This is a genomic window from Polaromonas sp. P4_H1 (genome assembly GCF_056400945.1).
Map to the genome: position 1 here is coordinate 1 of NZ_JBFUKG010000001.1, position 13364 is coordinate 13364.

At 64.0% G+C, this 13364-nt stretch carries 12 protein-coding genes and 3 tRNA genes; 7 read left to right on the plus strand and 8 right to left on the minus strand.

Annotated features, from left to right (window positions below; all coding sequences use genetic code 11):
* From AC1DS5_RS00005 to iolG, 7 genes are all read right to left on the minus strand, one after another.
* On the minus strand, positions 1 to 539 hold a 539-nt coding region (locus AC1DS5_RS00005), incomplete at its 3' end, for a GTP-binding protein (RefSeq protein ID WP_477716197.1).
* Positions 540 to 619: 80 nt separating this feature from the next.
* Positions 620 to 694: transfer RNA gene (locus AC1DS5_RS00010), tRNA-Thr, on the minus strand.
* A gap of 76 nt (positions 695 to 770) precedes the next feature.
* Positions 771 to 844: transfer RNA gene (locus tag AC1DS5_RS00015), tRNA-Gly, on the minus strand.
* 121 nt (positions 845 to 965) lie between these two features.
* A tRNA-Tyr gene (locus tag AC1DS5_RS00020) sits at positions 966 to 1051 on the minus strand.
* Between the two features lie 245 nt (positions 1052 to 1296).
* Positions 1297 to 2034 (minus strand): uracil-DNA glycosylase, encoded by a 738-nt coding sequence (locus AC1DS5_RS00025; RefSeq protein WP_477716198.1) that lies wholly within the window; start codon positions 2032 to 2034, stop codon positions 1297 to 1299.
* An 8-nt stretch (positions 2035 to 2042) separates the two neighbouring features.
* Complete coding sequence (gene trpC, locus AC1DS5_RS00030) at positions 2043 to 2837, minus strand: indole-3-glycerol phosphate synthase TrpC (protein WP_477716199.1); 795 nt, start codon at positions 2835 to 2837, stop codon at positions 2043 to 2045.
* A 47-nt stretch (positions 2838 to 2884) separates the two neighbouring features.
* The gene (gene iolG / locus AC1DS5_RS00035; RefSeq protein WP_477716200.1) at positions 2885 to 3883 is read right to left on the minus strand and encodes an inositol 2-dehydrogenase; all 999 of its coding nucleotides are present in this window, start codon (positions 3881 to 3883) and stop codon (positions 2885 to 2887) included.
* Positions 3884 to 4015: 132 nt separating this feature from the next.
* Between iolG and AC1DS5_RS00040 the strand changes: the two genes are divergently transcribed.
* A complete protein-coding gene (locus AC1DS5_RS00040) occupies positions 4016 to 4852 on the plus strand; it encodes a TIM barrel protein (protein WP_477716201.1) in 837 nt (278 codons plus the stop codon).
* Here AC1DS5_RS00040 and AC1DS5_RS00045 read toward each other — a convergent pair.
* Positions 4813 to 5718, minus strand: coding sequence for a MurR/RpiR family transcriptional regulator (locus AC1DS5_RS00045; RefSeq protein ID WP_477716202.1), 906 nt, complete (start codon positions 5716 to 5718; stop codon positions 4813 to 4815). The two genes, AC1DS5_RS00040 and AC1DS5_RS00045, sit on opposite strands and share 40 nt — an antisense overlap.
* Before the next feature lie 125 nt (positions 5719 to 5843).
* On the opposite strand from AC1DS5_RS00045, the gene AC1DS5_RS00050 reads away from it, so the two are divergent.
* From AC1DS5_RS00050 to AC1DS5_RS00075, 6 genes are all read left to right on the plus strand, one after another.
* A complete protein-coding gene (locus tag AC1DS5_RS00050) occupies positions 5844 to 7799 on the plus strand; it encodes a bifunctional 5-dehydro-2-deoxygluconokinase/5-dehydro-2-deoxyphosphogluconate aldolase (RefSeq protein ID WP_477716203.1) in 1956 nt (651 codons plus the stop codon).
* Positions 7796 to 9664: a 3D-(3,5/4)-trihydroxycyclohexane-1,2-dione acylhydrolase (decyclizing) gene (iolD, locus tag AC1DS5_RS00055; RefSeq protein WP_477716204.1), complete on the plus strand. Its 1869-nt coding sequence runs from the start codon at positions 7796 to 7798 to the stop codon at positions 9662 to 9664. Before AC1DS5_RS00050 ends, iolD begins: the two co-directional genes overlap by 4 nt.
* 28 nt (positions 9665 to 9692) lie before the next feature.
* Positions 9693 to 10610 carry a myo-inosose-2 dehydratase gene (gene iolE, locus AC1DS5_RS00060; protein ID WP_477716205.1) on the plus strand — a complete coding sequence of 306 codons (918 nt, stop codon included), beginning with the start codon at positions 9693 to 9695 and terminating at the stop codon, positions 10608 to 10610.
* A gap of 1 nt (position 10611) precedes the next feature.
* Positions 10612 to 11436 carry a 5-deoxy-glucuronate isomerase gene (gene iolB / locus AC1DS5_RS00065; protein ID WP_477716206.1) on the plus strand — a complete coding sequence of 275 codons (825 nt, stop codon included), beginning with the start codon at positions 10612 to 10614 and terminating at the stop codon, positions 11434 to 11436.
* Between the two features lie 18 nt (positions 11437 to 11454).
* Positions 11455 to 12231, plus strand: coding sequence for an inositol monophosphatase family protein (locus tag AC1DS5_RS00070; RefSeq protein WP_477716207.1), 777 nt, complete (start codon positions 11455 to 11457; stop codon positions 12229 to 12231).
* A gap of 73 nt (positions 12232 to 12304) precedes the next feature.
* Positions 12305 to 13339, plus strand: a complete 1035-nt coding sequence (locus tag AC1DS5_RS00075; RefSeq protein ID WP_477716208.1) for an ABC transporter substrate-binding protein — start codon at positions 12305 to 12307, stop codon at positions 13337 to 13339.
* Positions 13340 to 13364: the final 25 nt, after the last annotated feature.

The following is a 13364-nucleotide window of genomic DNA, read 5'->3' on the forward strand; positions in this document are numbered from 1 at the left end:
TCCATGGCGAGCTTGGCGGAGCCGTGGATGATGGGGGTCTTGTCGCCGGGGAAATCGTACTTGTCGAGCAGCTCGCGCACTTCCATTTCGACGAGTTCGAGCAGCTCGGCGTCGTCGACCATGTCGCACTTGTTCAGGAACACGATGATGTAAGGCACGCCGACCTGGCGGGCCAGCAGGATGTGCTCGCGGGTCTGGGGCATGGGGCCGTCAGCGGCCGAACAAACGAGAATGGCGCCGTCCATCTGGGCCGCGCCGGTGATCATGTTTTTGACGTAGTCGGCGTGGCCGGGGCAGTCGACGTGGGCGTAGTGGCGGTTGGCCGTCTCGTACTCGACGTGGGCGGTGTTGATGGTGATGCCGCGGGCCTTTTCTTCGGGGGCCGCGTCAATCTGGTCGTAACCTTTGGCTTCGCCGCCGAACTTGGATGCCAGCACGGTCGTGATCGCCGCCGTCAGGGTCGTCTTGCCATGGTCCACGTGGCCAATCGTGCCGACGTTGACGTGCGGCTTGGTCCGCTCAAATTTGCCTTTTGCCATTTTCAACTCCGAAAAGTTACAAAACCAGTTACTACTACGACCGGCAACAGCACACAGCGCGCCGCGCCAGCTCAAAAATGTGGTGCCCTTTGCGGGAATCGGACCCGCGACCTCTCCCTTACCAAGGGAGTGCTCTACCACTGAGCCAAAAGGGCTGAATTCAATCCATCCATCACTGCAACTTGCTACAACTTGCCGCAAAACCGACCTGCAGAACCATAAAAAGCTTTATGGAGCGGGAGACGGGAATCGAACCCGCGTCATTAGCTTGGAAGGCTAGGGTTCTACCATTGAACTACTCCCGCGCAGCTCTGCCAAATCGACTCGCACTCAACAACTCAAGCAACTTGCAACAAATTCCACAACACAAAGCCTGCTTTACAGCACCGCCCTGCATCGGCCGCTTACCCAAAATCAACAAAAATCTGGTGGATGAGGCTGGATTCGAACCAGCGTAGGCGTTAGCCAACAGATTTACAGTCTGCCCCCTTTAGCCACTCGGGCACCCATCCATTAAGCGAACCTCGGATTATGCCACGGTTTTATGTCATCGGGAATGCCGGGTGACTGCAAAAACCTTTAAAAAGCATAGACCGCCCCACCTTCGCAAGCGCCTGCAGGTCGCGGGCCAACAGCGCCCACGCTCCCTCAAACGACCACGGCGATGCAGGTTGACGAAGGTCAGAACGTCCAACAGACAGTGTGCACTAACTTATAAAACCCCATCCGCGAGTGGCCGTAGCCGGCCGGGCGGTTTTCAGGACTGCTGGCTCTTGTCCCGCCACTCGCGCGCCTGCGAAAAATGCCCGCAGCCGATAAAAGGCAGGGGCGGCCGCAGCGCCGACAACGGTGACGGGTGGTTGGCCACCAGCACCTTGTGCCGGTCGACGTCGATCAGCGCACGCTTGCTTTGGGCATGCGCCCCCCACAGCATGAACACCACCGGATGGTCGCCCTGCGAAACCTGCCGGATCACCGCATCCGTCAAGACCTCCCAGCCGCGCCCGGCATGGCTGGCCGGCAAGCCCTCCTCGACCGTCAGGCAGGTGTTGAGCAGCAGCACGCCGTCAGTCGCCCAACGCACCAGGCTGCCGCCGGGCACCGGAAACGCTGGCGGTGGCGTGCCCAAGTCGCGCTGCAGCTCCTTGAAGATATTGCGTAATGACGGTGGCAGGGGCACGCCTGGCGCCACTGAAAAGGCCAACCCTTCCGCCTGGCCGCGGCCGTGATAGGGATCCTGGCCGAGGATGACCACGCGCACCTGCTCCGGCGAAGTGAGTTCCAGCGCGCGCAGTGGCCGGGGGGGGAAGATCACGGCGCCGTCCGCCAGCCGGCCACGCAGAAAATCCAGCAGTTTCTGGCCGGTCGGGCTGGAAAAAAATTCTGCCGTGACAGCCACCCAACCGGGCGCTACCGGCCAGGCCGACGGGTCTGCGCTGGTCAGGTGGTCCGCCGCGCCCGCGGCTGACGCACTGTCCAGGAACAGGTCGTTCATGGCCGGAACTATTCCTCGCCAAAAAGCTGCGCCAGGGCGACACCCGGGTCGTCTGCCCGCATGAAAGCCTCACCGACCAGGAAGGCGTTGACCTTGGCCTCACGCAGGCGCTTGACGTCGGCCGGGGTGGAAATGCCGGATTCCGTGACCAGCAGGCGGTCTGCCGGCACTTTGCCAAGCAGGCCCAGGGTCGTGTCCAGCGAGACCTCAAAGGTCTTGAGGTTGCGGTTGTTGATGCCGATCAGCGGCGTCCTGAGCTTCAGCGCCCGCTCCAGCTCGGCCTCGTCGTGCACTTCGACCAGCACCGCCATGTCCAGCGAGAAGGCCAGCGCCTCCAGCGCCTTCATCTGCGCGTCGTCCAGGCAGGCGGCAATCAGCAAAATGCAATCGGCCCCCATCACACGCGCCTCATACACCTGGTAGGCGTCGACCATGAAGTCCTTGCGCAGCACCGGCAGGGCGCACGAGGCCCGGGCCTGTTTCAGGTAGTCCACACTGCCCTGGAAAAACTGCCGGTCGGTGAGCACGGACAGGCAGGCCGCGCCATGCTCCGCATAGCTTTGCGCAATGTCGGCCGGAATGAAGTCGGCCCGCAGCACGCCCTTGGACGGGCTGGCCTTTTTGACTTCGGCAATCACCGCCGGCTTGCCCGCCGAGATTTTGGCGCGCAGCGCGCCGACAAAGTCCCGCGTGAGCACACGCGATTCGGCGTCTTCACGCATCACGGCCAGCGGCTTGCGTTTGATGGCTTCCGCGATTTCTTCGCGCTTGACGGCAATGATTTGGTTCAGGATGTCAGACATTGGCTTATTGTTGCAGATGCGCACCGGCGTCGGTGCCGGGGCCAGGCTCAGCCCATGCGAACCACTTGCCCGCTGCGCAGGGACTGGGCCGCCGCATCGGCAAGTTTTTGCGCCGCCACGCCATCAGCCACCGTGGTGCGAAACGCGGCGCCGGATTGCAGGCACTCAAAAAAATGCACCAGTTCCAGTCGATAGGCCTCGCGGTAGCGTTGCAGGAAGAAGTTTTCAGGGGTGTCGGACCGCACGCCATGGGCATCCGATTGCACGACCTCACTGGGCCTGTGGTTGCCGCACTGCAGCATGCCGGTGGAGCCCAGCACTTCAAAGCGCTGGTCGTAGCCGTAAGCAGCGCGGCGCGAGGTGTTGATCTGTGCCAGGCGGCCTTTTTGGGTGCGGATGGTGACGGCCGCGCAGTCGATGTCGCCGATGAGGGCAATTTCTGGGTCGATCAGGCAGGAACCTGTGGCATGCAGGGTGTCGGCCTCGTCGCCATCAGCGCACAGTATCCAGCGAAAGATGTCGAAATCGTGAATCAGCATGTCCCGAAAAATCCCGCCCGAGGCCTTCAGGTAGTTGGCCGGCGGCGCGCCGGGGTCGCGGCTGGTGACGACCAGCATCTCCGGATTGCCGATGTCGCCCCGGTCCATGCGGCTGCGTGCCTCATTAAAGGTGGGGTCGAAGCGGCGCTGAAAACCAATCATGCAGGCCACGCCCGCCGCCTGCACGGCATCGGCGCAAGCCTGTGCACGGGCCACCGACAGATCTACCGGTTTTTCGCAGAAGATGTGTTTGCCGGCCTGGGCGGCGCGGGTGATCAGGTCGCTGTGGGTGTCGGTGGAGGAAGCGATGGCCACCACGTCGATGGACGGGTCGGCGAACACCGCGTCAGGGGTGGCCACTTGCGCGCCATGTTGCTGCGCCAGTTCGGCAGCAGCTGCGCCCATCGGGTCACAGACATACTTGAGTCGGACACCCGGCAACGCGGCCAGGTTGGACGAGTGGATGCGGCCGATTCGGCCGGCACCAAAAATGGCGACATTTTTCATGGCTGAACTATACTGGCGCCGTCAAATTTTGGAAACAAAATTCCACTACATTTGATATTGAAAGTTTTATTTCGAGAAACCGGCCTGAGTCCCGTTCTTTCACTTGGCATCGTCTTGTCCAACGCGCAGCCCATGACCCAGAAACTCCAGCTCGCCGTCAACCGCATCAGTGCCAGGGCGCTACCCTTTGCCGCTTTTGCGGCGATGGTGCAACGCCTGGGCGTGCAGGCCATTGAAATTCGCAACGACCTGCCCGACATTGAGCTGGCCGATGAGACACCGGCACACGAAATCGCCGCGGCGGCCTCGGCCCACGGGCTCACCATACTCTCGATCAACGCCTTGCAGCGTTTCGAGCAATACGACGACGCCCGCGAGGCGCAGGCCCTGGCGTTGATGCGTTACGCGGTCGACTCTGGTGCCCAGGCGCTGGTGTTATGCCCGACCAACAGCCGAAACGACCTGCGCAGCGCAGAGCAACGCCATGCCGATCTGGTGCATGCGCTGCGCAAACTGCAGCCCCTGCTGTCAAACCATGGCCTCACCGGTCTGGTGGAACCGCTCGGCTTCGAGGAATGTGCCCTGCGCCGCAAGTCACAAGCCGTACGCGCGATCCGGGAAGTCGGCGGCGACAACACTTTTGCGCTGGTGCACGACACGTTTCACCACCACCTTGCAGGTGAAGAACTGTACTTTCCCGAGGTGACCGGGCTGATCCACCTCTCTGGCGTGGAAGACCGCTCGCTCGACGTGTCCCGGATGCGCGACGAGCACCGGGTGCTGCCAGGCCCGGCCGACCGTCTGGGCAACATCGCCCAGCTGCGCACGCTGCTGGGGGCCGGTTACCGCGCTTATGCGTCGTTTGAACCGTTCGCGGCCGGCATCACGACGGCAGCGGATATTGAACAGCGCCTCGCCCGTAGCATGGCTTATCTGTCTGCCGCCGTGGCGGCGTCCGACGGCGCATAAAGCAGTTCGGCCCGGTACGCCAGCGCAATAAACAGACTTTGCGCCAGGCACATCGTATTGGTGAGGGAGCGAAAACCAAAGGTGCTGCTTTCGTGCACCACCAAGGTGGCAGCGGCCAGGGCCGCCGCCGGGCTCATCTGGCTGTCCGTGATCGCGATCAGCCGCGCGCCGCGCGCCACCGCGACACGAGCACATTGCAGCGACTCTTCGGCATAAGGCGCAAAACTCACGACAATCATCACGTCGCCCGGTGCAAGGCCGCGCATCTGCCCCTCGTTCATGCCGCCCAGCCCGGACAGCAACTCCACGCGTTTGTCGGCGTGCTGCAGCGCATAGGTCAGGTAGGAGGCCACCGGGAAAGAGCGGCGCGTGCCGACAACCCAGATCGTGGGCGTGTCCGCCAGCAAGGCCACCGCCTCATCAAACACGGTGCTGTGCAGGTCGCGCTGGAGCGCCTGCATCCCCGCAATGCTGCCGCCAATGAACTCGTGCGCAATGTCAGCGCTGGACAACTGACCCTGGGCGGCCTCGATCAGGCTGCGGATGCGGCCCTGGTAGTCGCGGTTCGGCGCAATCTGTTTGACGATGCCGTCACGAAAAATCTTTTGCATTTCGGTGTAGCCCGAAAAGCCGAAATGTTTGGCAAACCGGATGACGGCGGAAGGCTGGACGCCGCAGCGCCGTGCCACGTCCTGAATGCGTTCCAGGCCGATGTGGTCGCGATGCTGCTCGATGTGGCGCGCGATCAGCTTGAGCTGCCGACTTAATGTTTCAAATTCAGCGGTGACGCGCTTGAGCAACTGATCCGCGCTGTCTTGCGGTGCCAGGGGAGTCGACGGACTGGATGCGGCAACAGGCTTGTTCATGGGGAATGACGAGAATCGTCAGGAAAGCAAAATGGAAAATATATTCTAATAGTTTCTACCAATGCAATTTATTCTCCGACTCCTAGAATCGAGCGCAACCATGCAACATCCACGCCGCGCCGGTCATGAACACGCTCATTGCACCTGAAGGTCGCCGCTACGATTTGGTCTGCCTGGGGCGGCTGGCGGTTGACCTGTACGCGCAGCAAGTGGGGGCTCGCCTGGAGGATGTTTCCAGTTTTGCCAAATACCTGGGCGGCAGCTCCGCCAACATCGCTTTTGGCGTGGCGCGCCTGGGTTTGCGCGCCGCCATGATCTCGCGTGTGGGTAACGAGCAGATGGGACGGTTTTTGACGGAGACGCTGCAGCGGGAGGGCTGCGACATCTCGCAAGTCCAGATCGACCCGCAGCGCCTGACCGGCCTGGTCTTGCTGGGCCTGAAAGACCGCGACACGTTTCCACTGTTGTTCTACCGTGAAAACTGCGCCGACATGGCACTGGACGCGGCGGCCATCGACGAGCCGTTCATCGCCCAGTGCCGCGCCCTGCTGATCACCGGCACCCATCTGAGCGCGCCGGCGGTACGTGCCGCCTCGACCACCGCACTGGGTTTTGCCCAAAAACACGGCGTGCTGCGGGTGCTGGACATTGACTACCGGCCGGTATTGTGGGGGCTGACCGCGCGCGGCGAGGGCGCCACGCGCTTTGTGGCCGACGCCGGCGTCACGGCCCAGTTGCAGGCGCTGTTGCCGGCCTTCGATGTGCTGATCGGCACCGAGGAAGAGTTTCTGATCGCCGGCGGTGTCCCCGATGATCTGCTGGCTTCCTTGCGGGCCGTGCGGGCCGTCACCGCCGCCGCCTTGGTCGTCAAGCTGGGCGCCGCCGGATGCTGTTTTATTCCGGCCGAGGTGCCTTCTCATATCAGTGGCGCGCTCACCGTACAGGGCGAACGCATCGAGGTGATGAATGTGCTGGGCGCAGGCGATGCCTTCGCCGCCGGCCTGATGACCGGCCTTTTGCGCGGCCAGGGCTTCGAGGAAGCGGCCCGTCTGGCCAATGCCTGTGGCGCCATCGTGGTGTCGCGCCACGCCTGCGCGCCCGCCATGCCGACCCCGGCCGAGCTGCAGCACTGGTTCAGCGGCAGCCGCAAGCCCAGGGTGGATGCCGATATGCAATTGGCGCACCTGCACCGGACCACAGCGGCCCGCGCCGACTGGCGCGAACTCAACGTCATGGCATTTGACCATCGCAGCCAGTTTTTCGACATGGCCCGCGCGGCCGGGGCCAGCGAGGCGCGCATTCCCGTGCTCAAGAAACTGCTGGTTCAGGCCTTTGACAAGGGCGCGGACAGCCGCCAGCTGCAAGGCCAGGGCGGCGTGCTGATCGATGGCGGCAGCTACGGGGCCGACGCACTGGCCAGCGCCACCGGCCGTGGCTGGTGGGTCGGCCGTCCGGTCGAGTTGCCTGGGTCACGGCCCTTGCGGTTTGACGGCACCTGGTCCATCGGCAGCGTCCTGCACCACTGGCCGTCCGAGCAGGTGGTGAAATGCCTGGTGCATTACCACCCCGACGATGCGCACGAGTTGCGGCTGGAGCAGGAGCTCAAGCTGCGCGAGTTGTGGGAAGCGACACGCGAAAGCGGCCACGAACTGCTGCTCGAAATCCTCTGCCCGGGCGCGCTGACACAGGCCGGCGCCGAAGACGCGGTGGTGCTGCGCGCCATCCGGCGCCTGTACAACCTGGGCATCCGGCCTGAATGGTGGAAACTGGCGGCGATGCGTGAAACCGGCTGGTCTGCGTTGGCAAGCCTGATTGCCGCGCGCGACCCGCAATGCCGCGGCGCCGTCATTTTGGGCCTGAACCAGCCGCTGCACGAACTGGTCGAGAGCTTTCGCCAGGCCACGCACCCGGTCGTCAAGGGTTTTATGGTGGGCAGGTCTCTGTGGGCCTCGGCCTCACTGCGCTGGTTGCAAAACAGCCTTGACGATGCCGCCCTGGTCGACGAGGTGGCCGGGAATTTCGGGCAGCTGGTGGATGCGTGGCGCGCCCGCAGCGCCCCGGCACAGGCAACAACCTCATGAAAACCCAACGCCTCACCATGGCGCAGGCGCTCATCAAGCACCTGGCCGCGCTCCAGATCAGAAAGGACGATGGCACGCTGCAGCCCTACTGCGGTGGTGTTTTTTCCATCTTCGGGCATGGCAATGTGGCCGGCCTGGGCGAAGCGCTGTGGGCCGAGAGGGCAACACTGCCCACCCACCGCGCGCACAACGAGCAGGCCATGGCCCATGCGGCCATTGCCTACAGCAAGGCACAGTTTCGCCAGCGCATCATGGCGGTCACCACCTCCATCGGCCCGGGTGCCACCAATTTGCTGACCGCGGCGGCCCTGGCCCATGTGAACCGCCTGCCCGTGCTGCTGCTGCCGGGCGACACCTTCGCTTCCCGCGCGCCTGACCCGGTGCTGCAGCAGCTGGAGGACTTCCAGCAAGGCGACGTGAGCGTGAACGATGCGTTTCGGCCCGTGACCCGGTATTTCGACCGCATCACGCGGGCCGAGCAGATTCTCACCGCCCTGCCACGCGCCATCCAGGTCATGACCGACCCTGCCGCTTGCGGTCCGGTGTGCCTGGCCTTGCCGCAGGACGTGCAAACCCACGCCTTCGATTGCCCCGAGGATTTCCTGCGGCCCGCCGTCATCCAGGTACGCCGCCCGCCCGCCGATGCGCATGAGCTGGCACAGGCCGGCGCGCTGCTGCGCAATGCCCGGCAGCCGATGATCGTGGCCGGTGGCGGCGTGCTCTACAGCCAGGCTTGGGACGCACTGCGCGACTTCGCCCAGGCGCACGGCATTCCGGTGGCCGAAACACAAGCCGGCAAAAGCAGCCTTGCGTGGGACCACCCCTTAAACCTTGGCGCCATTGGCGTGACCGGCTCGCCCGCCGCCAATGCGCTGGCCAGCCAGGCGGATGTGGTGCTGGCCATTGGCACGCGGCTGCAGGATTTCACCACCGGCTCGCACAGCCTGTTTGCGAACGCCAGGCTACTGAACCTGAATGTGCAGGGCCTGGATGCCGGCAAATGGCATGGCACGGCGCTGCTGGTCGATGCCCGCACCGGTTTGCATCAGTTGTCCGCCACCCTGGCCGATTGGCGGGCCCAAGCCGCCTGGACCCAGCGCGCCACCGCACTGGCGCAGCAATGGCGTGAGCGCGTCACCGCGCTGACGACGGCAGACCCTGACCCCGAAAAAACCGGCGCGCTGCCCTATGACGCTGACGTGATCGGCGCGGTGCGCGATTCGGCAGCCGACAGCGACCAGCATGACATCGTGGTCTGCGCGGCAGGCACCCTGCCGGCCGAGCTGCACAAGCTGTGGCGTGCCGCGCAACCGGGCAACTACCACGTGGAATACGGCTACTCCTGCATGGGCTACGAGATCGCCGGCGGGCTGGGCGTGAAGATGGCAAGGCCGCAGCAAGAGGTCATCGTGATGGTAGGCGACGGCTCCTACCTGATGCTGAACTCCGAAATCGCCACCTCCGTCATGCTGGGCTGCAAACTCATCATCGTGGTGCTGGACAACCGCGGTTACGGTTGCATCCAGCGCCTGCAGGCCGCATCGGGCGGCGCCGGCTTCAACAACCTGCTGGCCGATTGCGGCGCCCAAGGCGCCGCAGCACCCGCCATCGACTTCGCCCTGCACGCGCGCAGCCTGGGCGCAAGCGCTGTGCATGTGGCCAACCTGGCGGCGCTCAAAACCGCCATGACAGAGGCGCGTGCCGCCCTCAGCACCCAGGTCATCGTGATCGACACCACGCACACGCGAACCACCGACGATGGTGGCTGCTGGTGGGAGGTGGCGATCCCCGAGATCTCCGAACGGCCCGAGGTGCTGGCCGCACACACCCGCTACCTGGTGGCCAAAAAAGACCAACGCCCCTGATCATGACTGAGCAACCAGGACCTGCCCCATGAACTGGAATGTACGCATCGGTATCAACCCCTTGAGCTGGATGAACGACGACCTGCCTTCGCTGGGCGGTGAGACCCCGCTGGAAACCGCGCTGGCCGAGGGCAGGGAGATTGGCTACGAAGGTTTCGAGCTGGGCAACAAGTTCCCCCAGGAGGGGGCCGCACTGAAGGCCAAGCTGGACGCGTTCGGCCTGGCCTGCGTGTCGGGCTGGTACAGCGGTTTTCTGGCCGAGGACACGCTGGCCGCCGAGATCCAGCGTTGCCAGGCCCACATGGCCAAGCTGCAGTACAACAACGCCCGGGTGGTGGTGTACGGCGAATGCGCCGGCACCATCCAGGGCGACATGGACACCCCGCTGGCCAGGCGGCCGCGTTTTGCCAGTGAAGCGCTGTGGAAGGCTTACGCCGCGCGCCTCAATGCCTTTGGTGCGCACCTGCAAGCCACGTATGGCATCACGCTGGCCTACCACCACCACATGGGTGCCTACGTGGAGTCGCCCGACGACGTGGACCGCCTGATGGCGCTGACCGATGCGGACAAGGTGGGCCTGTTGTACGACACCGGTCATGCCTATTTCGGGGGCGCCACCGACCCCAACGAACTGCTGAAGAAACACGTGGCGCGTGTGGTGCATGTGCATTGCAAGGACGTGCGCCCCGAGGTCATCGCGCAGGCGCGCAACGACGGCTGGAGCTTCCTGAGCGGGGTGCTTTATGGCACGTTCACGGTGCCGGGAGACGGCGTGATCGATTACGACGCCCTGCTGTCCACCCTGCATCAGGCAGGCTACCAGGGCTGGCTGGTGGTTGAGGCCGAGCAGGACCCGGCCGTCGCGCCCAGCTACGCCTACGCCCAAAAGGGCTACCAGACACTGCGCGCCATCGTGGACCGCCTCAACCTGGCGCGAGGGGCCTGAGATGGTCAGCCCCCTTCTTGTCAAAGCCGCCGCCCAGGGCCGCGAGATTGTGAACATCACGCCGGAATGCGCGGGCTGGACCTATGTCGGCTTTCGGGCGCTGCGCCTGAAAGCCGGCGAAACCGAAACGCTGACCACGGGCGCGCGCGAGTTATGCCTGGTGGTGCTGACGGGCACTGTCGATGTAACGGTGCAGGCGCAAACCTTCAGCCATCTGGGCACGCGCGACAGCGTGTTTGACCAGATCTCCCCCGCAGCCGTTTATGTGCCTGGCGGGCAGTCCGTTACTGTGCGGGCCGTGCGCGATGCCGAAATTGCCCTGTGTACCGCGCCAGTCGGCGCCCAGGCCGATCAAGGGCCTGCTGCCCGTCAAGTCCGCGTGATCGATCCGGCCGGCATGCGGCGCAGTGTGCGCGGCACCGGCAGCAACACCCGCTACATCTGCGACATCCTGCCGCACGACGACCCGACCGCCGACCATCTGCTGGTGGTGGAAGTCATCACCCCGGCCGGGCACTCATCGAGTTACCCGCCGCACAAACATGACAGCGAGACGCCGCCCACCGAAACTCAACTGGAAGAAACCTATTACCACCGGCTCAACCCGCCGCAGGGTTTTGCGTTTCAGCGGGTGTACACCGACGACCGCAGCCTGGACGAGGCCTGCGCCGTGGAAAACCATGACGTGGTGATGGTGCCGCGCGGCTACCACCCGGTGGTGGCACCCCATGGCTACGATCTTTATTACCTCAACGTGATGGCCGGCCCGCACCGCCTCTGGGTGTTCAAAAACGACCCGGCGCACGAATGGATGCTGGCGAAATAAACCTTTGAACCACTAGCCATGAACACACTGACCCAAGCCATTGAAGAAATTGCCCGTGCCGCCGGCAGCATGATGCGCGACGCCTTCAACGACCCCGACAAACCCGCCTACTCGCTCAAAGGCCGGCAGGACTACCTGACCGTGACCGACGGGGCGGTCGAGCGTTTTGTACGCGCCGAAATCGAGCGGCGCTTTCCCGGCGATGCTGTGCTCGGCGAAGAAGATGGCGGCGCAGTGAACGCCCAGCGGCTCTGGATTGTTGACCCGATCGATGGCACGGCGAATTTCGCGCGCCAAATTCCGCACTTCTGCATTTCCCTGGGCCTGCTGGTCGAGGGGCGGCTTGAAGCCGGTGCGATTTATGAACCCATGCACGATGAGCTGTTCATCGCCCAGCGCGGCCAGGGCGCATGGTGCAACGGCGAACGCATGCATGTGAGCGAGCTGGCGGAACTGCCGGCCGCCACGATGGAAATTGGCTGGTCAGCCCGGCTGCCCGCCGCGCCCTACCTGGCACTGGTTCTGCGCGGCATGGAAGCCGGTTGCTCGGTGCGCCGGGCCGGCTCCGGCGCCCTGGGCCTGGCCTATGTGGCGGCGGGGCGCAGCGAGGCCTATGCCGAGGCGCACATCAATGCCTGGGACGTGGCCGCCGGCCTGCTGCTGGTCGAAGAAGCCGGTGGCCGCGTCAATGACTTCTGGACGCCGGAGGCGCTGAGCCAGGGCAATCCGGTACTGGCCACCAACCAGCGGCTGGCGGCCGAACTAAGCGTTTTAACGGGCATCGACTTGAAGTGATGCTTGTTAACCTGCGTTCATCACCTGGTGTGGGTGACAGACGTGTCCCTTCGAACGATAAAGAGGCAAAACCATGAAAACTTCCGGATTAAAATCATTGGCACTGGCTGCGATGGCCGTCGGCTTTTTCACCACCCCAGGCGCCCATGCGGCGGACGAACTGGTGGTGTATTGCAATGTGCAGGAAGAGTGGTGCCGGCCCATGGTCGCAGCCTTCGAGAAGGCCTCCGGCATCAAGGTGTCCATGACACGCAAGAGCTCCGGCGAAACCTATGCCCAGATCAAGGCCGAAGCCGCCAACCCGCGCGGCGACATCTGGTGGGGCGGCACCGGTGACCCGCACCTGCAGGCGGCAGAAGAAGGCCTGACCGAAGCCTACCGTTCGCCCAAGCTGGCCGACCTGCACCCCTGGGCCGTGCGCCAGGCCGAAGCCGCCAAATACCGCACCGTGGGCGTTTACGCCGGTGCGCTCGGCTACAGCTTCAACACCGTCGAGCTGGCCAAACGCAAACTGCCCGAGCCCAAGTGCTGGGCCGACCTGATCAAGCCCGAATTCAAGGGCGAGGTGCAGGTAGCCAATCCCAATTCCTCGGGAACGTCTTACACCATGCTGGCCACGCTGGTGCAAATCATGGGCGAAGACAAAGCTTTTGACTACATGAAAGCCTTGCACCGCAACATCAACCAGTACACCAAGTCGGGCGCCGCACCAGCGCGTGCCGCCGCCACCGGCGAGAGCATCGTCGGCATCACCTTTCTGCATGACGCGGTGACCAATGCCGTGGCCGGCGCGCCGGTGAAGGTGGTGGCACCGTGCGAAGGCACCGGCTACGAAATCGGCAGCATGAGCATCATCAAGGGCGCCAAAAACATGGAAAACGCCAAGAAGTGGTACGACTGGGCACTGACACCGGAAGCCCAGGCAATTGGCGGCGCGGCCCACTCCTACCAGGTGCCGTCCCACAAAAATGCGGCCTTGCCGCCCCAGGCGCCCAAGCTGACGGACATCAAACTGATCGACTACAACTTTGCCAAGTACGGCGCGTCGGCCGAACGCTCACGCCTGCTGACCAAATGGGACAAGGAAGTCGGGGCCTTGCCTAAATAAACCCGGTCAATCCATCGCAATGATT